Origin of the sequence: Micromonospora siamensis (genome assembly GCF_900090305.1) — a bacterium.
Classification (GTDB): domain Bacteria; phylum Actinomycetota; class Actinomycetes; order Mycobacteriales; family Micromonosporaceae; genus Micromonospora; species Micromonospora siamensis.
Genome location: NZ_LT607751.1, coordinates 1,964,720 through 1,987,874, shown reverse-complemented (window position 1 = coordinate 1,987,874; position 23,155 = coordinate 1,964,720). Strand labels below are relative to the sequence as shown.

Sequence of the window (23,155 nt, the reverse complement as noted above, 5' to 3'; positions counted from 1 at the left end):
CCCTTGCCTACTGAAAGTTTTCATGCATAGAGTCACGGCATGAATGAAGGAGGTGTCGCCGCGGCCCCGGACCGGGTGCTCGACCTGTTCCACGGCGTCCGGCTCACCCCGACCCAGCGGCGGATCGCGCACTGCCTGGTGCAGCACGCCGCCGCCGCCGCGTACCTGTCGGCCGCCGAGGTGGCCGAGCTGGCCGGGGTCAGCCAGCCGTCGGTGACCCGGTTCGCGGTGGCGCTCGGCCACGACGGCTACCCGGCGCTGCGCCGCCGGCTGCGGGAGATCGCCCCGGCCGGCGTACCGGACGGCGGGAGGGCCGGCAACGAGCTGCAACGGGCCGTCCGCGCCGAGATGGGCAACCTGGACCGGCTCGCCGGCGAGCTGGGCGACCGGGAGCGGATCGCCGAGGCCGGCCGGCTGCTGGCGGCCAGCCGGCCGCTGCCCGTGCTGGGGCTGCGCGCCGCCGCGCCGCTGGCCGCCTACTTCGCGTACTTCGCGGCCAAGGTGCACCCGGACGTGCGGGTGCTCGACGACGGCGGCAGCCTGCTGACCGACCGCCTGGAACAGGCCGCCGCGGCCGGGGCCACCACCCTGCTCGCCCTGGTCCTGCCCCGCTACCCCCGGGAGACGCTGGACGCCCTGCGGGAGGCCCGCGACGCCGGGCTGACCGTCGTGGCGATCACCGACTCCCCGGTCAGCCCGGCCGCCGAGTACGCCGAGCTGGTCCTCCCGGCCGCCGTCGGCACCGGGCTCGTCTTCGACCTGCACACCGCCCCGATGACCCTGGCCATGGTGGTGCTCCAGGCGATCTGCGACGCCACCCCGGCCGAGACCCAGGCCCGGCTCGAGGCGTTCGAGTCGTCCGCCGCCCGCCGCCAGTTGTTCCTCGGCTGAGAGGAGTACGAGATGCACCAGCCCGTCCGCGCCGCCCGCGGCACCACCCGCACCGCCAAGGGGTGGCCCCAGGAGGCCGCCCTGCGGATGCTGATGAACAACCTCGACCCGGAGGTGGCCGAGCGCCCCGACGACCTGGTGGTCTACGGCGGCACCGGGAAGGCAGCCCGGGACTGGCCGTCGTACCACGCGCTGGTGCGGACGCTGACCGAGCTGCGCGACGACGAGACGATGCTGGTGCAGTCCGGCCGCCCGGTCGGGGTGATGCGGACCCACGAGTGGGCGCCCCGGGTGCTGCTGGCCAACTCCAACCTGGTCGGCGACTGGGCCACCTGGCCGGAGTTCCGCCGCCTGGAGTCGCTCGGCCTGACCATGTACGGGCAGATGACCGCCGGCTCGTGGATCTACATCGGCACCCAGGGCATCCTCCAGGGCACCTACGAGACCTTCGCCGCCGTGGCGGCCAAGCGGTTCAACGGGACCCTCGCCGGCACCCTGACCCTCACGGCCGGCTGCGGCGGGATGGGCGGCGCGCAGCCCCTCGCCGTCACCATGAACGGCGGCGCCTGCCTGATCGTGGACGTGGACCGCTCCCGGCTCGACCGGCGGGTCCACGACCGCTACCTCGACGAGGTGGCCGACTCGCTGGACGACGCCGTCGATCGGGTGCTCGCCGCGAAGCGGGACCGGCGGGCGCTGAGCGTCGGCGTGGTCGGCAACGCCGCCACGGTCTTCCCGGAGCTGCTGCGCCGGGGCGTCGCCATCGACGTCGTGACCGACCAGACCAGCGCGCACGACCCGCTGTCGTACCTGCCGGAGGGGGTGGAACCGGGCGACGCCCGGGACTACGCGGCGGCCAAGCCGGCCGAGTTCACCGACCGGGCGCGGGCGTCGATGGCGAAGCACGTCGAGGCGATGGTCGGCTTCCTCGACGCAGGCGCGGAGGTCTTCGACTACGGCAACTCGATCCGCGGCGAGGCGAAGCTCGGCGGGTACGAGCGGGCGTTCGACTTCCCCGGCTTCGTGCCGGCGTACATCCGGCCGCTGTTCTGCGAGGGCAAGGGCCCGTTCCGGTGGGCGGCCCTCTCCGGCGACCCGAAGGACATCGCGGCCACCGACAAGGCCATCCTCGACCTGTTCCCGGAGAACGAGTCCCTGGCCCGGTGGATGCGGATGGCCGGCGAGCGGGTCGCCTTCCAGGGCCTGCCGGCGCGGATCTGCTGGCTCGGCTACGGCGAGCGGGACTCCGCCGGGGTGCGGTTCAACGAGATGGTCGCCGCAGGTGAGCTCTCCGCGCCGGTGGTGATCGGCCGGGACCACCTGGACTGCGGCAGCGTGGCCAGCCCCTACCGGGAGACCGAGGCGATGGCCGACGGCTCCGACGCGATCGCCGACTGGCCGCTGCTCAACGCGCTGGTCAACACGGCCAGCGGGGCGTCCTGGGTGTCCATCCACCACGGCGGCGGCGTCGGCATCGGCCGGTCCATCCACGCCGGGCAGGTCTGCGTCGCCGACGGCACCGCCCTGGCCGGCCAGAAGATCGAGCGGGTGCTCACCAACGACCCGGCGATGGGCGTGATCCGGCACGTCGACGCCGGCTACGACGACGCCCGCGAGGTCGCCGCCCGCACCGGCGTCCGCGTCCCGATGGCCGAGGGAGCCTCATGACGGACCTCACCGAGCGGTTCCGGGAGTTGTGGGACGAGATCGCGCCGGTCGGGCGGGACGCCGGCAGCGGCGGCTACCTGCGTTACGCGCTCACCGACCCGGAGCTGCGGCTGCGGGAATGGTTCCGGTCGCAGGCGCGGACCCGGGACATGCCGGTGACCGGGGACGGCAACGGCAACCTCTTCGCCTGGTGGGGCGACCCGGACGCCGGGGAGGCCGTGCTCACCGGCAGCCACTTCGACTCGGTGCCGCACGGCGGCGCGTACGACGGGCCGCTCGGCATCGTCAGCGCGCTGCTCGCCGTGGACGAGCTGCGGGCGGCCGGGGTCACCCCGGTCCGGCCGATGGTGGTGGCCGCGTTCGTGGAGGAGGAGGGGGCCCGGTTCGGCGTACCCTGCCTCGGGTCGCGGCTGCTCACCGGGGAGATCGCGGTCGACCGCGCGGCCGGGCTGCGCGACGCCGCCGGGGTGAGCTTCGCCGAAGCGCTGGGCGACCGGCCGGCGGGCGCCGACCCGGCCCTGCTCGGCCGCTTCGCGGCCTTCGTGGAGCTGCACGTCGAGCAGGGCCGCGCGCTGGTCGACGGAGACGCGCCGGTCGCGGTGGCCAGCGCGATCTGGCCGCACGGCCGCTGGCGCTTCGACTTCCACGGCGAGGGCAACCACGCGGGTACGACCCGGATGGCCGACCGCCGCGACCCGATGCTCACCTACGCGTTCACCGTGCTCGCGGCGAACAAGGAGGCCCGGCTGCGCGACGCGCACGCCACGGTTGCCCGGGTGGCCGTCGAGCCCAACGCCACCAACGCCATCCCGGCGAAGGTCACCGGCTGGCTCGACGCCCGGGCGGCGCAGGCGGACACGCTGGACGGCCTGGTCGAGGCGGTACGCGCCAAGGCCGCCGAGCGGGCGAAGCGGGACGGCACCGGGCTGACCTGCACCCAGGAGTCGGCCACCCCGCTGGTCGCCTTCGACGGCGGGCTGGCCGACCGGCTGGCGGCGCTGCTCGACGCGCCGGTGCTGCCCACCGGGGCGGGACACGACGCCGGGGTCCTCGCGGCACACCTGCCCACCGCGATGCTCTTCGTCCGCAACCCGACCGGGGTGTCGCACTCCCCCGCCGAGTCCGCCACGGACGCCGACTGCGCCGCCGGGGTCACCGCCCTGGCCCGGGTGCTGGAGGAGCTGGCATGTCGATGAGATGGATCGCCGAGTACGCCTGGCTGCCCGAGCACGCCGAACCCACCCCGGACGTGCTGATCGAGGCCGAGGACGGCCGGATCACCGCGGTCACCCCGCTGGTCGGGGGCGGGGCGCCGGCCGCCGGGGTGGAGGTGCTGGGCGACGCCGTACGGCTGCCCGGGCTGACCCTGCCAGGGCTGGCCAACGCGCACTCGCACGCCTTCCACCGGGCGCTGCGCGGGCGTACCCACGCCCGCCGGGGTGACTTCTGGAGCTGGCGGGACACGATGTACGCCGTCGCCGGCCGGCTCGACCCGGACTCGTACCTGGCCCTGGCCCGGGCCGCGTACGCCGAGATGGCGCTCGCGGGGATCACCTGCGTGGGCGAGTTCCACTACCTGCACCACGGGCCGGACGGGACGCCGTACGACGACCCGAACGCGATGTCGGCGGCGCTGGTGGAGGCCGCCGCGCACGCCGGCATCCGGCTCACCCTGCTCGACGCCGCCTACCTGACCGCCACCGTGGACGGCCAGCCGCTGGCCGGTCCGCAGCGGCGGTTCGGCGACGGCGACGCGCTGCGCTGGGCCGAGCGGGTCGGTGCGTTCCGGCCGGAGGACGACCACGCCCGGGTCGGTGCGGCCGTCCACTCGGTGCGCGCGGTGCCCGCCGAGCAGCTGGCGACGGTGGCGAACCTGGCCGACCGGGCCGGGGTGCCGCTGCACGTGCACCTGTCCGAGCAGCCGGCCGAGAACGACGCCTGCCGGGCCGTGCACGGGGTCACCCCGACCCGGCTGCTCGCCGAGCACGGGGTGCTGGGCCCGCACACCACCGCCGTGCACGCCACCCACCCCACCGGCGCGGACGTGGCGCTGCTCGGGGAGAGCCGGACCGGAGTCTGCCTCTGCCCGACCACCGAACGGGACCTCGCCGACGGGATCGGCCCGGCCCGGCGGCTGGCCGAGGCGGGCAGCCCGATCAGCCTGGGCAGCGACAGCCACGCCGTGGTCGACCTCTTCGAGGAGGCCCGGGCGGTGGAGCTGGACGAGCGGCTGCGGACCCGCCGGCGGGGCCACTTCACCGCCGCCGAGCTGCTGCACGCCGCCACGGTGGGCGGGCACGCCGCGCTGGGCTGGGGCGACGCCGGCCGGCTCGCCGTCGGCGACCGGGCCGACCTGGTCACGGTACGGCTGGACAGCGCCCGTACCGCCGGGGTGCCGCCGGTCGGGGCGTTCTTCGCGGCCACCGCCGCCGACGTCACCACCGTCGTGGTGGACGGGCGGACCGTGGTCGCCGAGGGCCGGCACCTGACCGTCGACGTACCCACCGAGCTGCACGACGCGATCGCGGCGGTGACCTCATGACCGGCTTCCCGACCCGTCCGGACGGGCCGGGCCGGCCGGCGGTGCGCAACTCGGGCAGCCTGCTGGTGGACAACATCGGCGAGCTGGTCACCAACGCGGCCCGGCCGGGCGACCCGCTGGGGCTGCGGCGCGACGCCGCCGTGCTGGTCGAGGACGGCGAGGTGGCCTGGGTCGGACCGGCCCGGGACGCGCCGGCCGCCGACCGGCGGCTCGACGCGCGGGGCGCGGCCGTGCTGCCCGGCTTCGTGGACAGCCACGCCCACCTGGTCTTCGCCGGGGACCGGGCCGCCGAGTTCGCCGCCCGGATGGCCGGTGAGCCGTACACCGGGGGCGGCATCCGGACCACCGTCGGCGCCACCCGAGCCGCCACGGACGGGCAGCTACGGTCCACCGTGGGCCGGCTGCGCGCCGAGGCGATGCGGCAGGGCACCACCACGATCGAGATCAAGAGTGGGTACGGCCTGACCGTCGCCGACGAGGCCAGGTCGCTGCGGATCGCCGCCGAGTTCAGCGAGGACACCACGTTCCTCGGCGCGCACGTGGTCCCCGCCGAGTACGCCAACCGCCCCGACGACTACGTGGGCATGGTGTGCGGCCCGATGCTGGCCGCCGCCGCGCCGCACGCCCGCTGGATCGACGTGTTCTGCGAGCGGGGCGCCTTCGACGTCGACCACGCCCGGGCGATCCTCGCCTGCGGGCAGGCCGTCGGCCTGGGGGTACGGGTGCACGCCAACCAGCTCGGCCCCGGCCCGGGCGTACGACTCGGCGTGGAGCTGGGCGCGGCCAGCGTCGACCACTGCACCCACCTGACCGACGCCGACGTCGACGCGCTCGCCGGCTCGGCGACGGTGGCCACCCTGCTGCCCGGGGCGGAGTTCTCCACCCGGTCGCCGTACCCGGACGCCCGCCGGCTGCTCGACGCGGGAGTCACCGTGGCGCTGGCCACCGACTGCAACCCCGGTTCGTCGTACACCTCGTCGATGCCGTTCTGCATCGCGCTCGCCGTACGCGAGATGCGGATGACCCCCGCGGAGGCCGTGTGGGCGGCGACGGCCGGTGGCGCGAAGGCGTTGCGCCGCACCGACGTCGGGGTGCTGCGTCCCGGCGCCCGGGCCGACCTGATGATCCTCGACGCGCCGTCCCACCTGCACCTGGCCTACCGGCCGGGCGTACCGCTGATTAGCCAGGTTCTACACAACGGAGTGCCGCAGTCAGCTTCTCGGACCTGAGGGACGTGAACGTTCGGCCCTGAGGGTGGTTGACCAGCCCGAGAACCTCTGAAGGGAGGGATCTACGTTGTACACAGGTCAGACGACCCACTCCGGGGTGCTTCCTCAGCCCCGGACCCTGGAATCCGCGTCAGTAGACACGGCACCGAGAAGCCACGAAACGGGACGCGGACGCCACCCGGCAGCCGGTGTACGACATGGGCGAGGGGAGACCGGCGGACGCCGGCGTCACCCAGAACCTGCACCCGCAGGAACTGGAGCGGGCCGTGAGGCCCACACCCACCCGGTGGTGTTCGTGCTCGATCGACACCACCGGCCACTACAACCGACCACGCCGGCGCGGGCCCGGAAGCTGCTGACATCTGGGCGGGCGGTGGTACACCGGCACACCCCGTTCGTGATCCGGCTCAAAGACCGTGAGGTCGCCTCTTCAGAGGTGGACGGCGTTGAGGTCGGGATCGATCCGGGGTCTAGGTTTACCGGCATTGCAGTGTTCCTGGCGGAGACTGCTGGCGACAACCTGGTCCGCACGGGTTTGTTCGGGATAGAAGTTCGCCACCGCGGTAACCAGATCCGGGACAGGTTGTTCGCTCGCGCCGCTCTGCGGCGTGCTCGCCGGTCGCGCAAGTTGCGATATCGGGCACCCCGATACGCCAATCGGCGTAGGCCGCACGGGTGGTTGGCGCCCTCCTTACGGCACCGTGTCGACAACACCATGTCCTGGATCGAGCGGCTGCGCCGGTGGACACCCGTGAAACTGCTGCATGTGGAGCGGGTCGCCTTCGACACGCAACTCATGCAAGAGCCAGACATCTCCGGCGTCGAGTACCAGCACGGCACTCTCCACGGCTACGAAGTCCGCGAATACCTCCTGGCAAGGCGCGGGCGCAAATGCGTCTACTGCGGTGCCGTCGGAGTGCCATTGAACATCGACCACGTTGTGCCCCGCTCCCGTGGCGGCTCCGACCGGGTGTCGAACCTGACTCTGGCCTGCGTTCCCTGCAATCAAGCCAAGGGGGCCACGCCGATCGATACCTTCCTCGCGGACCAGCCTGCGGTGCTCGCCCGGATCCGACGACAGCAGAAATTGCCACTCAGGGATACCGCAGCGGTGTCGGCGACCCGGTGGGCGTTGTGGCGGGCTCTTGTGGCCACTGGCCTTTCAGTGCAGGTTGCCACCGGCGGGCGCACCAAATGGAACCGACACCGCACCGACGTCCCGAAATCCCACACCCTTGATGCTCTCCATGTCGGCGTACTCACCACCGTTCGTTCCTATCCGGGGCAGGTGCTTGTAGCCACCGCCACTGGGCGAGGCCGTTATGCCCGCACCCGAGCTGATCGGTATGGCTTTCCGCGACTACGACTACCCCGAATCAAGACCGTATGCGGCTTCCAAACTGGTGACTTGGTGCGCGCTGTCGTACCCACCGGCAAGAACATTGGCAAACGTGAGGGCCGAGTCGCTGTCCGAACCAGCGGCCGTTTCGCCATCCGCACCGGCCAGACCCTCATACAGAGCGTGCACCACCGATACGTCCACCTGCTGCAACGTGCAGACGGATGGGCCTACACACGAGAGGAGGAACGGCGCTTCGACCCAGTCGTCACCGACCGGGTACCCACGCCGCATACCTGATGACCGTCACCATCCAGCCCACGGGGGTTTCCCCCGCCGACGTGCTCGCGGTGGCCCGCGGCACCGCCAAGGTGGTCCTCGACCCCGCCGCCGTCGAGGCGATGACCGCCAGCCGCCGCATCGTCGACGGCATCGAGGCCGCCGGCCGACCCGTGTACGGGGTCTCCACCGGCTTCGGTGCGCTGGCCAACACCTTCGTCGCGCCGGAGCGGCGGGCCGAGTTGCAGCACGCGCTGATCCGCTCGCACGCCGCCGGGGTGGGTGCCCCGATGCCGCGGGAGGTGGTCCGGGCGATGATGCTGCTGCGGGTCCGGTCGCTGGCGCTGGGCCGCTCGGGGGTCCGCCCGCTGCTCGCCGAGGCCCTGGTGGACCTGCTCAACCACGACGTCACCCCGTGGGTGCCGGAGCACGGCTCGCTGGGCGCCTCCGGCGACCTGGCCCCGCTGGCGCACTGCGCGCTGGTGCTGCTCGGCGAGGGTTGGGTGCTCGGCCCGGCCGGTGAGCGGCTCGACGCCGCCGACGCGCTGCGCCGGGCCGGGCTCGCCCCGGTGTCGCTGGCCGCCAAGGAGGGGCTGGCGCTGATCAACGGCACCGACGGCATGCTCGGCATGCTGCTGCTGGCGATCCACGACGCCCGCCACCTGTTCGCGATGGCCGACGTGACCGCCGCCCTGGCCATCGAGGCGATGCTCGGCTCGGAGCGGCCGTTCCTGCCGGAGCTGCACGCCATCCGGCCGCACCCCGGCCAGGCCGCGTCGGCCGCGAACATCCACCGGCTGCTGCAGAACTCGGCGGTGATGGACTCGCACCGCGACGACCTGGCGCACGCGGTGCAGGACGCGTACTCGATGCGCTGCGCGCCGCAGGTCGCCGGGGCGGCCCGGGACACCCTCGACTTCGTCGAACTGGTCGCCGGTCGGGAGCTGCTGTCGGTGGTGGACAACCCGGTGGTGCTGCCGGACGGGCGGGTCGAGTCGACCGGCAACTTCCACGGCGCGCCGCTCGGCTTCGCCGCCGACTACCTGGCCATCGCCGCCGCCGAGGTGGGCGCGATCGCCGAGCGTCGGGTGGACCGGCTGCTCGACGTGGCCCGCAACCGGGAGCTGCCGGCGTTCCTCTCCCCCGACGCAGGGGTGAACTCCGGCCTGATGATCGCCCAGTACACGGCGGCCGGGATCGTCGCGGAGAACCGCCGGCTCGCCGCGCCCGCCTCGGTGGACTCGCTGCCCACCAGCGGCATGCAGGAGGACCACGTGTCGATGGGCTGGGCGGCGACCAAGAAGCTGCGCACCGTGCTGGACAACCTGACCAGCCTGCTCGCGGTGGAGCTGCTGGCCGGCGTGCGCGGGCTGCAGCTGCGGGCGCCGCTGGAGCCGTCGCCGGCCGGTCGGGCGGCGGTGGCGGCGCTCGGGGCGGCGGCCGGCGAGCCGGGGCCGGACGTCTTCCTCGCGCCGGTGCTGGAGGCGGCCCGGGCGGTGGTGGCCGGGTCGGAGCTGCGGGCCGCGATCGAACGTGCGGTCGGCCCGCTGAGCTGAACCCCTCGGGCGACCGCCGGCGCTACCGGCGGTCGCCCAGTGGGGCGACGTCAGGCCGGGCGGGCCCAGGGCGCCCGGACGAAGTTCAACCGGGCCCGGTCGGCGAACTCGGCCAGGTGCAGCCGCGGCCGCGCGCCGTCGGTGAACAGCCGCAGCAGGACCTTGTGCACCTCGGCCGGGTCGTCGGGCTGCACCGGTAGCAGCCGGCTCGCCGGCTGTCCGATCTCGTCGAGGAAGTCCGCGCACTTGCGGTGGTACGGCACCAGCGCGAACGGCATCCCGGCCACGTACGAGAAGATGCCGCCGTGCATCCGCATGTGCAGCCCGGCGTCACAGGCCCGCAGTTCCGACCACACCGCCCGGACGCCGTCGTCCGCGCTGACCGTACGGATGTCGCAGAGCCCCTGCAGGGCCGCCCGCAGCCGCTCGCTCGGGCCGACGTCGCCGCGCTGCGGATGGGTGTTGAACGCGAAGATGGTCACGTCGACCGGCTCGGTCTCCACGAACGAACGGATGCCGGCGATCAGCGCATGCTCCCGCCGCAACTGCTCGGGGTTGGGCAGGTCGGTGTCCGAGCCGAGCAGGGTGACGCCCAGCCGGACCCGGCCGTGCGGGCGGGGCACCGGGGCGGGCGGCACGTCACCGAGCACCTCCGGCAGGAGCCCGGCGAGGTCGCCGGCCGGCACCAGCATGCCCGGGTAGCCCAGCTCCCGCAGCCGGTGTACGGAGGCGGTGTCGCGCACCCCGACGTAGTCGATGTGCTGGAACACCTCGCCGAGCCGCTGCCGGGCCGAGTCGGAGACGAACGGCCCGACGGACACCCCGACCGCCGCGATGGGCCGGCCGGACACCCGCGACCAGGTGGCGAAGACCTTCTTCTCGCTGAACGGTCCCATGTCCCGGAAGACGGAGCCGCCGCCGAACACCAGCATCGACGCGCCACCGAGCATGGTCGCCTTGGTCAGCAGCTTGCCCGCCCGGCTCAGCGGGTCGGCCGACTCGAACAACGACTGGCTCATCGTCGACCGGGCCGACGGGAGGTCCACCAGCGGCGGGGCGGCGAAGATCGGCTCCTCGGTGCCCCAGTACCGTGCCATCGCCCAGTCGACGATCACGCAGAACGCGTTGTCGCCCACGTTGCGCATCCCGTAGTACCCGACGACCAGTGGTCGCCGGGCCGGATTGCCCCTCATCACGTCACTCCTTCGTCAGCCGTCGCCGGATCTCGGCCCAGGACGGCAGTTCGGCATCGGCGACCACGTCACGCCTGACTGCGGTCCAGAAGAGCACCAGCAGCACCCCCTCCGCCAGCACGGTGGCCCAGGCCGCCCCGGTCACCCCCGCCAGCTGGATGCCCACGGCGAGGGTCACCAGGTAGACGACCGCGCCGACACCCTGGTAGAAGACCTTGCGTCGGAGCAGCCCCCCGCTGGTCAGCAGCGACGCGACGCTGGCCGAGCCGAACCGCAACGGAACCGCCAGCGCCAGCACGGCCATCACCGGGACGGATTCGGCGTACTCGGGGCCGAAGACCATCGGGATGGCGAACCGGGCGACGAGCGCCATCGCGGCGGCGATGAGCAGGCCGAGGGCGATCATGCCGACCGTGCCGGCGCGGTACGCGACCAGGACCGCGTCCCGGTCCGACCGCGACCACCGGTGCAGCTTGGCCAGGAAGTACTGCTGGTAGACCACGCGCGGCAGCACGTAGATCGCGGTGAGCAGCGTCATCGGGACAGCAAGCACGGCCGCCGACTCCACGCTGAGGAACTCGCCGGAGACCACCACGCCGAGCTGCATGCCCAGCAGGTAGAAGAGGCTGCCGAGCATGAACGGCATGGCCCCGCCGACCAGGTGCGCGGGACGGGGCGGACGGCCGGGCCGCACCGGGGCGGACCGGTGTCCCTCGAACCGACTGCGGCCGGTCAGCAGCGGCGCCAGCGCCACCGCGCTCAGCGCGACGGTGCCGACCGCGACCAGTGCGTAGCCGGTGGCGGCGGCGAGCGCGGTCAGCCCGGCGACCCAGGTGAGCAGGGCGACGAGCAGCCGTCCGGCCTGCGGTACCAGTTGCAGCACGGAGAGCTGCCCGTAGGCGCCGCGCAGTTGCATCGCCGACACCGCCAGCGCCATGCCGGCCTGGGCGAGGATCACCGGCGCCAATGCGATCCGCAGGTCGCCGACGAGCGGGTCGGTCCGGTCCAGCAGGCCCCAGGCGACCAGCACGGCCGTCTGCACGCCGGAGCAGACCAGCACCAGCACCACCGACGGCAGGACCCAGCGCAGCGCGCGTGGCCCCTCCCGGCCGAACCGCTGCAGCCAGAACTCCGCGACGCCGAAGAGCGCCAGCGGGCCGGCCAGGGTGACCAGCGACATCACCGACATGAAGGCGCCGAAGTGCGCCTGCGGCAGGCTACGGGCCAGCAGCAACTGGGTGACGAAGGCGATCACCGTGAGCCCGACCTGGCTGATGCCGAGCATGCCGAGCTGGCGCAGCCGACGGCTCAGCCCGCCGCCCGAGCGGCGCGGGGCGACCGGCCCGCTGCGCACCGCCGTCCCCGTCATGGCCGGGTCACCGGATCGCTCCCGTCGAGACGTGTGCCACCAGCTGCTGGAGCTCGACCGCGGTGCGGGCCCGCCAGGCCGCCCGCGCCACCGCGGCCCGCGCCGCCGCCATCGGCTCGGCGGCCAGCGCCGCCCGCACCCCGGCGGCCAGCGCCGGCGCCTCGTTGCGTACCAGGACGGCGACGTCGCCGAAGAGTTCCTCGGTCGTGCGGGTGTGCGACAGCACCAGGGGCCGGCCGGCGCTGAGCGCCTCGCAGGCGCCGCTCGGCTGGCAGCCCTCCCGGTCGGTCAGCACCACCACGGCTCGGGCGCCGGCCAGGGCCGCCTCGTAGTCGGGCAGGTCGAGGAAGCCGAGGCTGATCAGGTTCGGCATCGCCTGGGCCCGCTCCCGCAGCCCGTCGGGCAGCTTGTGCAGCGGCGCGGTGGTGGCGAAGGTGACGTCCGGCGTCGCCGCGATCGCGTCGAGCAGCACGTCCATCGGCTCGTCCGGGGCGGCGGTCGCCACCACGAAGACCCAGCCGCGCGGCGCCGCCGGCGCGATCTCCCGCAGCGGGTCACGCACGACCAGCGTACGCAGGCCGGGGAAGGCCTCGTGCGCCATCGCGTCGGCCTCCCGGGTGTGGGTCAGCACCAGCGCCGCCCCGCGCAGCACCCGCTCGGTGCCGGGCACCTTCCGCCACCAGGACTGGAACTGCCCGTTGTGCGCGTCGACCACGTACGGCACCCGTGCGCGGTACGGCGCCAGGGCGGTGAAGTGCGGCTGCGTCTGCACCACCACGTACGGGGGCCGGCGTTGGCGCAGCAACTCCAGGTCGTCGCGCACGTGGGACAGGTAGTCGGTGGGGCGCAGGAACTTCGAGGTCGCCTTGTGCGGCCGCCAGACGATCTCGGCGCCCAGCGCCTCGGCGAGGACGTCGGAGCGGCGCTGGTAACGCTTCCAGGAGATGAACAGGGGGTGGCTCATCAATATCCCTCGCTTCGATAGACCCCGGGCGCGGTCCGTACCGGGCCCGGGCGAGTGGGGGGTGGCGTGGGCGGCCGGTCCGGGTCGTGGGGGGTCGTGCCGTGGCCGGCACCGGCCGGCTCGACGCGCCGCGGGCGCACCACGACGAGCAGCAGGTGCGCGAAGAGGAACAGCCACATGTAGTACGAGTAGGAGGTCGGCTTCTGGGTCAGCGCGAAGAAGGCGGTCGCCACGTAGAGCACGCCCAGGGCCCACCGGCCCTCCGCGTCCAGCAGCGGCCGGGTGGCCCGCCACAGGGTGACGAAGAGCACCGACATCAGCACGACGCCGAAGAGACCCCAGACCACGAAGATCCGTACCGGGTCGCTGTGAGTGTTCCACGGCTCGTAGCCAAGACCGTACAGCCAGACGTCCAACGGCGCGTGCCCCCAGGCGTCGGCGATCGCCGCCCAGATCTCTCCCCGGCCCCGCATGAAGTCCTTGTCGGTGACGTCGAGCGAGCCGACCTGGGTGAGCAGGAAGGCCACCCGGCGCCAGAGGAAGTCGCCCCAGATCACCAGCAGGACGACGACCGCCGCGAGCACGAGCACGGCACCGGGGACGGCCACCCGCAGCGGCAGGCCGCGGAGCCAGGCGAGCAGCTGCGGCAGGCGCCGTAGCTCCATCGCCGCGATGACCAGCCCCACGCATAGCAGGGTCAGCCGGTGGGTGGTGACGAAGGTGGTGCCGACGAGGAGCACGATGAGTCCGAGGCGGGCCGGCAGCCGGAACCGCAGCCGGGCGCCGACCGCGTAGATCAGGAACACCCCGAAGATCAGCAGCCGGCCCAGGGACGCCGGGTGGAAGTAGCCACCCGAGGCCCGGCCGATGTTGCCGCCGGGCAGCTTGAAGAAGAACGTGTACGGCACAACCCCGGCCACCTGGAGCCACGCGATCAGGCAGTGCACCGCGGTCCCGAGGAGCACCAGGAGCAGCACCTGGCGGATCCGCTCGGCGGGGAACCAGTGCGGCGTGAACACCATGGCGACGAGCAGCGCCACCGGGGCGAACCCGACCACGAGCTGGGCGGCCTGGGTGATGGTGCCTTTCGTCGGTGGCACGTACGAGCCGAAGATGTCCCGCAGGCCGTCCACCTCGAACTGCTGGAGGAACCCGTCACGGGCCGGCACCAGCAGCAGGTCCACCACGGAGAGCAGGCCGAGCCCGACCAGCGCGACGACCACCGGCAGCAGTCTCGCCGGGACACCCCGGTGGACGACGAAGAGCAGCAGCAGGGCCAGGCCCATCAGGCCGGCGCCGATGGTCGTCGCGATCATCCCGGCGTCGACCGTGTCGTACGGGACCTTCTTGCCCGGAATGTCCAGCAGCGGTTTCAGGCCGATGATCAGCAACGAGACGACGATCAGGTACCAGGCGAACCGGCCGAGGCGGCCCGATCCGGCCGCCTCGTCCCCGCGCTGCCAGTGCCGGGTGAGGGCGGAGGATGAACGGCTCACCCGTGGCCGACCAAACATGTCTCGGACGACCACTCCCGGCCGAGATTGCCGAGGTTACTGTCCACCCGCGATCCTCTCGCTGTAACCGATCGGGGGCACTATACGCGAGGAGGGTGAGACTTCCGGGCCATGCCGGCGGTCCTTCCCGGCCCGGACCGGTGCCGGCGGCCGGCCGGCGGCACCGACCCGCAGACCGGGAGCGGCCGGGGTCACGGCGCCAGCCCTCCGGCGACCAGGTCGACGAGCCGGCCGCCGAGGGTGCGCGCGAAGGTGGCCGTGAGATGGTGACTGTCCCGGTAGTCGACTACGTACCCGATCAGGCGGCGGATCCGACCGGCCCAGGAGGAGGATCAGCTCGGATTGCCCGCGTGAGTCAGTGTCTCGGCCGCGTAGAACATCCCGGGCTGGGCGGGCCGGGCGGCCACCACGAGCTCGGTGGTCCGGGGCAGCTTCAGCCCCATCCGGGTGGTGTAGTGGTTGTAGGCCACCTCGGGCGACGGCGCTAGGCCGAGGGCCAACTGTCCACCGCACAGCCAGTTGGGCACCGGCTCGTCCAACTCGTACGCGGCGTGCAGTTCCATCGCGGCGGTGAGCCGGGGACGGGCCTCGGCGTACAGGTCGAAGCCCTGGATCCAGGCGGTCTCCGCCACGTGCGCCGCCGCGGCCAGCCCCCACCCGGTGTGCAGGAAGTCCCGGCAGGTCTCCTGGGCGAGGCCGGTCACGAAGCGGCTCTGGTCGCCCCAGTACGCGACGACCTCCTGCCGGTCCAGCCGCTTCCCCGGCGGGGACTTCGGCACCGGGCCGTCCGAGGGGAGGTAGATGTATGCCGGCAGCCGCTTCCGCCAGCGGTTGACCGCCTTGCCGAAGGCGGACCGGTCGTCGAGGAAGACCGAGATGCCGACCGCGGCGTCCATCATGATCAGTTCCCAGTTACCGGCCCGGTTCCAGTTCAACGGCTGCGACAGCGTCGGCAGGTAGACCTTGCGGAACATCCGCTCCGCCCGGTCGATCCGCTCCTGGGGCCACCCGGTCCAGGTGTACCGCATGAGTTCCGCGGCCCGGGAGAAGGACGCCCCCGACCAACCGGCCTGCAACGGGCCGTTGGTGTTGGTGTGCCGCTTCAGCACCTCGGACCAGGCGTCGATGATCTCGACCGACTTCTTCGCGTGGCGACGGTCCCCGGTGAAGTACCACAACAGCGCGTGCAGATACGCGGCCGTGGCGTCGTCGGTCTCCTCGGTGCAGCCGACCGCCGGCTTGCCGTAGAAGCCGCAGTCCACGGTGGCGTAAGGCTTCGGCTGCCAGTCCAGCTGGCTGTACCGGCTGCGCTGGACGGCGCGCAGGGCCGAATACCAGGGCTCCTCGCGGGCCCGGACCTTGCCGGCGACGAACTCCAGCTGGCCGCTGCTGACCAGTACGCCCGGGTGGACGAAGCCGCTACCGGCGTCCCGGAGGGAGCCGACGACCGGTCCGCTCGTGGGCGACTGGGTGGCCCAGACACCGGTCGCCTGGCTCTCGCTGCGGCTGGTCGTCGTGGCGGCCACCAGGCTAACGCCCACCGCCAGCACCACCCCGGCCACCAGCACCGCGAGGGCGCCACGTGCCCCGGCCCCCGCCATCGTGTCTCCCCGATGCCACACCCGTACGGACCGACCGGACGAGTTTCCTGCGCCAACAGTAGATGGCCCGACGACGTGGCGGGCGCGCGGACCGGCCCATGGCGCGGCTGCCCGGCGGCCGGGTGGGCGATCCGGCGGGCATCGCCCAGGCCTTCGGAGCGGTCATGGAGAACGGATTCGTCACCGGGCCGGCGCCGCACCTCGAGGGCGGACACCGGCTGATCCGAGCGCTGGCCGGGGCGAACCGGCCCGGCCGGCTCAGGTGGCCGTGGGCAGCACCTTCGCGACCAGCTTCGCCAGCTCGCGCAGCGCCTTGCCGCGGTGGCTGATCGCGTCCTTCTCCTGCGGGGTCAGCTCCGCGTTGGTCCGCTCCTGACCGTCGCCGAGGAAGATCGGGTCGTACCCGAAGCCACCCTCGCCGCGCGGGGCGCGCAGCAGCCGGCCGGACTGGCGGCCGTCGACCAGGTGCTCCTTACCGCCGGGCAGCACCAGCGCGACCGTGCAGACGAACGACGCGCCCCGGTTCTCGTCCGGCAGGTCGGCGATCTGGTCCAGCACCAGCTGGAGGTTGGCCTGGTCGTCGCCGTGCGAGCCGGCCCAGCGGGCGCTGAACACCCCCGGCATGCCGTTGAGCGCGTCGACCGCGATCCCGGAGTCGTCGGCGATGGTCGGCAGGCCGGTACGCCGGCAGCCCTCCCGGGCCTTGATCAGCGCGTTCTCGCCGAAGGTCAGGCCGCTCTCCGGCAGCTCCGGATATTCCTCGACGTCGTCCAGGCCGATCAGGGCGATCCGGTGCGCGCCGAGCGCCCCGTCGAGGATGCGCTGCAGCTCGACCAGCTTCTTGCGGTTACGGGTGGCGAGCAGGACCTTGTTCATGATGCGAGTGCCTTCCGCTGCGCGTCGGCCAGTTCCATGCAGCCCAACGTGGCCACGTCGAGCAGGGCGTCGAGCTGGGCCCGGGAGAAGACGCCGTCCTCGCCGGTGCCCTGCACCTCGACGAACTCCCCCTCGCCGGTGCAGACCACGTTCATGTCCACCTCGGCGGCCACGTCCTCCTCGTAGCACAGGTCCAGCCGCGGCTCACCGGCGATGATGCCGACGCTCACCGCGGACACCGACCGGTGCATCACCTTCTCCACCTTGCCGGCCAGCGCCTTGCGCCCGGCCAGCCAGGTCACCGCGTCGTGCAGCGCCACGTACGCGCCGGTGATCGCCGCCGTACGGGTGCCGCCGTCGGCCTGGAGCACGTCGCAGTCGAGCACGACGGAATTCTCGCCGAGCGCCTTGAGGTCGATGCCGGCCCGCAGGCTGCGCCCGATCAGTCGGGAGATCTCGTGGGTCCGGCCACCGATCTTGCCGCGCACGCTCTCCCGGTCCGACCGGGTGTTCGTGGCCCGGGGCAGCATCGCGTACTCGGCGGTCACCCAGCCGAGCCCGGAGCCCTTGCGCCAGCGGGGCACCCCCTCGGTCACACTCGCCGTGCAGAGCACCCGGGTGCCACCGAACTCCACGAGCACCGAGCCTTCCGGATGGGTGCTCCAGCCCCGGGTCAGCGTCACCGGTCGGAGTTGGTCGGGTCGCCGCCCGTCAGGTCGCGCCATGCCTGCACCCTATGCGGTGCGGTGATCGACCGGTGTCCGGGTGCCCCGCCTGTGGCGGATCAGCCCGGTGCGCGGCGATTCCGGACGGTTCCCTCACCTGCCCCGATGGCGTCGTGCACGCGCAGGAAGTCCGCCACGGCCGCGTCCCAGCCGAACTGTTCGGCCCGGCAGCGGGCCGTCCGGCTCCGCTCCGCGGGGGGCCGGGCCACCAGCCGGGTGACCGCCGCCGCGATCGACTCGGCCGTGCCGTAGGCGGCCAGGCCGCCGTCGCCCACCACCTCCGGCAGGGCGCTGGCGGCGTTCACCACCACCGGTGTCCCGCAGGCCAACGCCTCCAGGCCAGCCAGCCCGAAGGTCTCCACCGGGCCGGGCGCGAGCACCACGTCCGCGCTGGCCAGCAGCGCGGCGACGGCGTCCCGGCCGGGCAGGAAACCGGTGAAGGACACCGGCAGGCCGGCCGCCCGCCGGGCCAGCGCCGGCCGCAGCGGCCCGTCCCCCGCCATGACCAGCACCGCGGGTACGCCGGCGCGGCGCAGCGCGGCCAACGCGTCCACCGCCAGTTCGGGGCGCTTCTCGGGGGACAGCCGGGCGCAGTGCACCAGCAGCAGCTCGGTGTCGTCGGCGTACCGCTCGCGCAGCGCCGGGTCGGCGCGGGTGGGGTGGAAGGTGGCCAGGTCAACCCCGAGCGACACCAGCCCGACGTTGGTCGCGCCGATCCGGTGGAACTCCTCGGCCGCCCACCGGGTGGTGCAGAGCACCCGGTCGTACCTCCGGACGGTCTCCCGGTTGAGCCGGTCGGCGATCCGGCGGGCCGGCCCGGCGGGAACCCGCCACTGGCCGAGCAGGCCGGTCAGGCACTCGTGGGACACCATCACCGACCCGACGCCGTGCGCCCGGGCCCAGTCCCCCGCCCACCGCAGGGTCGACCGGTCGGAGACCTCCAACCGGTCCGGCGCCAGCTCGGTCAGGAGCGCGGCGAGGCGGCGGCGCGCGGCCAGCACCCGGTACCCGCCGGTGCCCGGCAGCAGGGGCCCCGGCAGCGTCACCTCCCTTCCCCAGGGGCGGCGCGCGTCGGCGTACCGGTCTCCGGGGATGACCAGAACCGGGTCGTGCCCGGCGGCGAGGTAGCCCTCCCCGAGGTGGCGCAGCGCGGTCCGCAGGCCGCCGGAGCGCCCGGTGACGAAGTTCGCCAGCCGGACGATCCGCAGCCCGCGCCGCGCCGCGTGGTCGGGGCGGTCGGCTCCGCTCATGCGACCAGCGGGTCCGCGGCCGCCGCCCCGGCCCGCACCGCCCGGTAGTGCCCGATCAGCTCGTCGCCCACCGCGGCCCAACTGCGCCGGCTGACGGTGGCCCGGGCGGCCAGCCCGTACGCCGCCCGCCGGGCCGGATCCGCGCGCAGCGCCGCCGCCGCGTCGGCGAGCACGGCCGGGTCACCGGGGGGTACCAGCTGCCCGGTCACGCCGCTCTCGACCAGGTCCACCGGCCCGCCGGCGTCCGGCGCGACCACCGGTACGCCGCTGGCCAGCGCCTCCTGGATCGTCTGCCCGAAGGTCTCGTGCGGTCCGGTGTGGACGAACACGTCGAGGCTGGCGTACAGCCGGGCCAGGTCCGCGCCGTGCCGCACGCCGAGGAAGAGCGCCCCGGGCAGGACCCGTTCCAGCTGCCGCCGCGCCGGACCGTCCCCGACGATCACCAGCCGGACCCCGGGCAGCCGGGACACCTCGGTCAGCAGGTCCACCCGCTTCTCCGGGGCGAGCCGGCCGACGTAGCCGACCAGCAGCTCCCCGCCGGGGGCCAACTCCCGGCGCAGCCGCTCGCAGCGCCGGCTCGGGTCGAACCGCTCGGCGTCCACGCCCCGTCGCCAGAGCCAGATCCGCTGCACGCCGTTGGCGATCAGGTCGGCGGCGGCGCGGGTGGACGGGGCGAGGGTGCGCTGCGCCGAGTTGTGGATCTCCCGGATCCGCCGCCACGCCGCCGCCTCCCCCCAACCGACCCGGTACTCGCGGGCGTAGGAGGCCACGTCGGTCTGGTAGACCGCCACCGTCGGCACGCCGTGCCGGGCGGCCAACGTGGCGGCCCGCGCACCGAGGACGAACGGGCTGGCGAGGTGGACCAGGTCCGGCGCGTGCCCGGTCAGCGTCTCGGTCAGCCGGGCGCTCGGCATCCCCAACCGGAAACCCTGGTAGCCGGGGAGCGGCACGCTGGGGATGCGGACCACCGGGTACGGGTACCGCTCACCGACGTGCCGGCGACCGGCGGGCGGCGTCGGGGCGATGACCACCGGCTCGTGACCCCGGGCCACCAGATGCTCCGCGGTGCGGACGACGGAGTTCGCCACGCCGTTGACGTCCGGCGGGAACGACTCGGTGACGATGGCGATGCGCATGGCCTCACCGTGGGGGCCGCCCGGGTGCGGCAGGCTACCGCCGGCTGACCAACCGGCGAACAGTGCCGGACAAGACGGCCGTCGGTCGGCGGGTCAGACGTCGTAGCCGGCGCCGGGCCGGACGACCTCCAGCGGGCCGGCGTACGCGGCGGTGGCCGCCTCGACCGTGTGCGCCTCGCTGCCCCACGCCGGCACCAGATGGGTCAGCAGCAGCCGGCCCACCCCCGCCTTGGTGGCGAACTCGCCGGCCTCCCGGCCGGTCAGGTGCAGGTCCGGCGGGTTGTCCACCCCGTCGAGGTAACTGGCCTCGCAGAGGAACACGTCGGCGCCCTGGGCCAGCCGCAGCAACGCCTCGCAGGGCGCGGTGTCGGCTGAGTAGCAGAGCACCCGGCCCTCGTGCTCCAGCCGCACCCCGTACGTCTCCACCGGGTGGTTCATCCGGTCGACGGTGACGGTGAACGGGCCGATCGGAAACGTGCCCGGCTGCAGACCGTAGAACTGGTAGACGTCGTCGAGCGAGCTGTCCTCCTGCCCGTACGCGGTGGTGAGCCGGTCCGGCGCGCCGGACGGGGCGTACACCGGCAGCGGAGGGTACGGGCCGTCCGGGGCGTACCGGCGGACCACCACGTAGTTGAGCGCGTCGAGGAAGTGGTCGCAGTGCAGGTGGGTCAGGAGGATGGCGTCCGGGGCGTGCAGCCCGACGTAACGCTGGAGGTTGGACAGCGAACCGGGTCCGAAGTCGACCAGCAGCCGGAAGCCGTCCGCCTCGATCAGGTAGGCCGAGCAGGGGGACTCGGGGCCCGGGAAGCTCCCGGCGCAGCCCAGGACGGTCAGTCGCATCCGGTCGCCCCATTGTCACGCGCCGTAGTCGCCGCCCCGGCCCTCGTGCCGCCGATGATCTCTACCGACGCGTACGCCACGCTGCGCAGCCTACGCTCCGTCGACGGCCAGCCAGAATCATCTGACCGAAGTTGTCATCAAGGTGACACAGAGTCCGGGTCACCGGGCGTGTCCGACCGACCCGATGCGCAGCGGGCCGGCCGGACGTGTCCGGCCGGCCCGCTCGTCGCTCCCGGTCAGGCCCAGAGCTGGCCTTCCAACGCGTCCTCGGCGTCGCTGAGAGTGCCGCCGTACGCGCCGGTGGAGAGGTACTTCCAGCCGCCGTCGCAGACCACGAAGGCGACGTCGGCGCCCCGGCCGTCGCGTACCGCCTCGTGCGCCACGGCGAGCGCGGCGTGCAGGATCGCACCGGTGGAGAAGCCGGCGAAGATCCCCTCCACCTCCACGAGCTGACGGGTACGCAGCACCGCGTCCCGGGTGCCCACCGAGAACCGACGGTTCAGCACGGTCGCGTCGTACAGCTCGGGGACGTACCCCTCGTCGATGTTGCGCAGGCCGTAGACCAACTCGCCGTAGCGGGGCTCGGCGGCGACGATCTGGATGCCGTCGACCTTCTCCCGCAGGTAGCGCCCGGTGCCCATCAGGGTGCCGGTGGTGCCCAGGCCGGCCACGAAGTGGGTGATGGTCGGCAGGTCGTGCAGCAGCTCGGGACCGGTGGTCTCGTAGTGCGCCCGGGCGTTGGCCTCGTTGCCGTACTGGTAGAGCATCACCCAGTCCGGGTGCTCCGCCGAGATCTGCTTCGCGGTGGCGACCGCCTGGTTCGAACCACCGGCCGCCGGCGAGAAGATGATCTCCGCGCCGTACATCCGGAGCAGCTGGACCCGCTCGGTGGAGACGTTCTCCGGCATCACGCAGACCAGCCGGTAGCCCCGCAGCTTGGCCACCATGGCCAGCGAGATGCCGGTGTTGCCGCTGGTCGGCTCGAGGATGGTGTCACCCGGCCGGAGCCGGCCGGCCTCCTCCGCCGCGCGGACCATGAACAGGGCCGCCCGGTCCTTGATGCTGCCGGTCGGGTTCCGGTCCTCCAGCTTCGCCCACAGCCGCACCGGCGGGGCGCCCTCGGGCACCGTCGGCGACAGCCGCGGCAACCCCACCAACGGGGTGCCGCCACAGGCGTCGAGCAGGCTTTCGTACCGCGCCATGGTGACCGCCCTCAGCGGGCGGCGACGGCCGCGTTGCGGGCGGCGGTGGTCGCCGCACGGTGTGCGACGGTCCCCGCCGCACGGTGCTGGCTGATCGCCGCGGCGGCGGCGCGGTGCTGGCTGATCGCCGCGGCGGCGGCGAAGCCGAACGCGCCACCGGCGACCGCCGGCAGGATGGTGACGCTGTCGCCGTCGTTGAGCTTGGCGTCCAGCGCGCCGAGGAAGCGTACGTCCTCGTCGTTGACGTAGACGTTGACGAAGCGGTGCAGCGCGCCGGCGTCGGTGACCAGCCGGCCCTTCAGCCCGGCGTGCCGGGAGTCCAGGTCGGTGAGCAGGTCGCCGAGGGTGTCCCCGGCCCCTTCGACGACCTTCGCGCCGCCGGTGTAGCTGCGCAGGATGGTGGGGATGCGAACTTCGATGGCCATGGTGACGTCCTCCTGGAACGGGTGTGCCGCGGTGACGGGAAGGAAGAGGGTGAACGGGCGCTGGAGGTCAGCGGCCGGAACACTCGTAGTCGACCGTCGCCGGGCTCTGCCCGAACATGTAGGACTGGACGGCGTGCGGGTCCACGGCCGGCTCCACGATCCGCACCGGCTCCTCGGTGACCACGCCGTCGACGATCCGGTAGGAGCGGATCTCCTCCGTGTCCGGCTCACGGGTCGACACGAGCAGGTAGTGCGCTCCCGGCTCACCGGCGAAGGAGACGTCCGTCCGGGACGGGTACGCCTCGGTGGCGGTGTGCGAGTGGTAGATGACGACCGGTTCCTCGTCGCGGTCGTCCATCTCCCGCCACACCCGCAGGTGCTCCATCGAGTCGAACTCGTAGAACGTCATCGAGCGGGCGGAGTTCTCCATCGGGATGTGCCGGGTCGGGGTGTCGCTGCCCACGGGACCGGCGACCACGCCGCACGCCTCGTCCGGATGGTCCCGGCGGGCGTGGGCGACGATCGCGTCGACGATCGACCGGTCGATGCTCAGCAC

At 73.4% G+C, this 23,155-nt stretch carries 20 protein-coding genes; 7 read left to right on the top strand and 13 right to left on the bottom strand.

The genetic code is table 11. The annotated features are described in order from the left end of the window. Positions 1-39 precede the first annotated feature (39 nt). The 7 genes from GA0074704_RS09155 to hutH all read left to right on the top strand — a co-directional run bounded on the left by GA0074704_RS09155 (position 40) and on the right by hutH (position 9,504). Positions 40-891, top strand: coding sequence for a MurR/RpiR family transcriptional regulator (locus tag GA0074704_RS09155; RefSeq protein ID WP_088970106.1), 852 nt, complete (start codon positions 40-42; stop codon positions 889-891). A gap of 12 nt (positions 892-903) precedes the next feature. Continuing rightward, a complete protein-coding gene (gene hutU, locus GA0074704_RS09150; protein WP_088970105.1) occupies positions 904-2,559 on the top strand; it encodes a urocanate hydratase in 1,656 nt (551 codons plus the stop codon). After that, positions 2,556-3,755 (top strand): allantoate amidohydrolase, encoded by a 1,200-nt coding sequence (locus GA0074704_RS09145; RefSeq protein ID WP_088970104.1) that lies wholly within the window; start codon positions 2,556-2,558, stop codon positions 3,753-3,755. Before hutU ends, GA0074704_RS09145 begins: the two co-directional genes overlap by 4 nt. Further along, positions 3,752-5,101 carry a formimidoylglutamate deiminase gene (locus GA0074704_RS09140; protein ID WP_377471560.1) on the top strand — a complete coding sequence of 450 codons (1,350 nt, stop codon included), beginning with the start codon at positions 3,752-3,754 and terminating at the stop codon, positions 5,099-5,101. The genes GA0074704_RS09145 and GA0074704_RS09140 overlap by 4 nt, the downstream gene beginning before the upstream one ends. Then, positions 5,098-6,330, top strand: a complete 1,233-nt coding sequence (gene hutI / locus GA0074704_RS09135) for an imidazolonepropionase (protein ID WP_088970102.1) — start codon at positions 5,098-5,100, stop codon at positions 6,328-6,330. Before GA0074704_RS09140 ends, hutI begins: the two co-directional genes overlap by 4 nt. A gap of 97 nt (positions 6,331-6,427) precedes the next feature. Then, a complete protein-coding gene (gene iscB / locus GA0074704_RS29370; RefSeq protein WP_331716655.1) occupies positions 6,428-7,969 on the top strand; it encodes an RNA-guided endonuclease IscB in 1,542 nt (513 codons plus the stop codon). Then, on the top strand, positions 7,966-9,504 hold the full coding sequence (hutH, locus tag GA0074704_RS09125) for a histidine ammonia-lyase (protein WP_088973555.1): 1,539 nt from the start codon (positions 7,966-7,968) through the stop codon (positions 9,502-9,504). Before iscB ends, hutH begins: the two co-directional genes overlap by 4 nt. Before the next feature lie 50 nt (positions 9,505-9,554). On the opposite strand, the gene GA0074704_RS09120 is transcribed toward hutH, so the two are convergent. From GA0074704_RS09120 to GA0074704_RS09060, 13 genes are all read right to left on the bottom strand, one after another. Beyond that, on the bottom strand, positions 9,555-10,697 hold the full coding sequence (locus GA0074704_RS09120) for a polysaccharide pyruvyl transferase family protein (protein WP_088970101.1): 1,143 nt from the start codon (positions 10,695-10,697) through the stop codon (positions 9,555-9,557). Positions 10,698-10,701: 4 nt separating this feature from the next. Then, the gene (locus tag GA0074704_RS09115) at positions 10,702-12,066 is read right to left on the bottom strand and encodes a lipopolysaccharide biosynthesis protein (protein WP_088970100.1); all 1,365 of its coding nucleotides are present in this window, start codon (positions 12,064-12,066) and stop codon (positions 10,702-10,704) included. Positions 12,067-12,073: 7 nt separating this feature from the next. Continuing rightward, complete coding sequence (locus tag GA0074704_RS09110) at positions 12,074-13,030, bottom strand: glycosyltransferase (protein WP_088970099.1); 957 nt, start codon at positions 13,028-13,030, stop codon at positions 12,074-12,076. Next, complete coding sequence (locus tag GA0074704_RS09105) at positions 13,030-14,526, bottom strand: hypothetical protein (protein ID WP_088970098.1); 1,497 nt, start codon at positions 14,524-14,526, stop codon at positions 13,030-13,032. The genes GA0074704_RS09110 and GA0074704_RS09105 overlap by 1 nt, the downstream gene beginning before the upstream one ends. Before the next feature lie 350 nt (positions 14,527-14,876). Next, positions 14,877-16,145, bottom strand: coding sequence for an alginate lyase family protein (locus GA0074704_RS09100; RefSeq protein ID WP_088970097.1), 1,269 nt, complete (start codon positions 16,143-16,145; stop codon positions 14,877-14,879). A gap of 258 nt (positions 16,146-16,403) precedes the next feature. Next, on the bottom strand, positions 16,404-17,021 hold the full coding sequence (rdgB, locus tag GA0074704_RS09095; RefSeq protein ID WP_088970096.1) for an RdgB/HAM1 family non-canonical purine NTP pyrophosphatase: 618 nt from the start codon (positions 17,019-17,021) through the stop codon (positions 16,404-16,406). Next, positions 17,018-17,746, bottom strand: coding sequence for a ribonuclease PH (rph, locus tag GA0074704_RS09090; protein ID WP_088970095.1), 729 nt, complete (start codon positions 17,744-17,746; stop codon positions 17,018-17,020). Before rph ends, rdgB begins: the two co-directional genes overlap by 4 nt. 59 nt (positions 17,747-17,805) lie before the next feature. Then, positions 17,806-18,996, bottom strand: coding sequence for a glycosyltransferase (locus GA0074704_RS09085; protein WP_088970094.1), 1,191 nt, complete (start codon positions 18,994-18,996; stop codon positions 17,806-17,808). Beyond that, the gene (locus tag GA0074704_RS09080; protein WP_088970093.1) at positions 18,993-20,132 is read right to left on the bottom strand and encodes a glycosyltransferase family 4 protein; all 1,140 of its coding nucleotides are present in this window, start codon (positions 20,130-20,132) and stop codon (positions 18,993-18,995) included. The genes GA0074704_RS09085 and GA0074704_RS09080 overlap by 4 nt, the downstream gene beginning before the upstream one ends. 93 nt (positions 20,133-20,225) lie before the next feature. Further along, positions 20,226-20,972, bottom strand: a complete 747-nt coding sequence (locus GA0074704_RS09075; protein ID WP_088970092.1) for an MBL fold metallo-hydrolase — start codon at positions 20,970-20,972, stop codon at positions 20,226-20,228. Positions 20,973-21,208: 236 nt separating this feature from the next. Beyond that, positions 21,209-22,174 (bottom strand): PLP-dependent cysteine synthase family protein, encoded by a 966-nt coding sequence (locus GA0074704_RS09070; protein ID WP_088970091.1) that lies wholly within the window; start codon positions 22,172-22,174, stop codon positions 21,209-21,211. 11 nt (positions 22,175-22,185) lie between these two features. Further along, complete coding sequence (locus GA0074704_RS09065) at positions 22,186-22,599, bottom strand: MoaD/ThiS family protein (protein WP_231926797.1); 414 nt, start codon at positions 22,597-22,599, stop codon at positions 22,186-22,188. Positions 22,600-22,666: 67 nt separating this feature from the next. Further along, positions 22,667-23,155 (bottom strand): Mov34/MPN/PAD-1 family protein, encoded by a 489-nt coding sequence (locus GA0074704_RS09060; RefSeq protein ID WP_088970090.1) that lies wholly within the window; start codon positions 23,153-23,155, stop codon positions 22,667-22,669.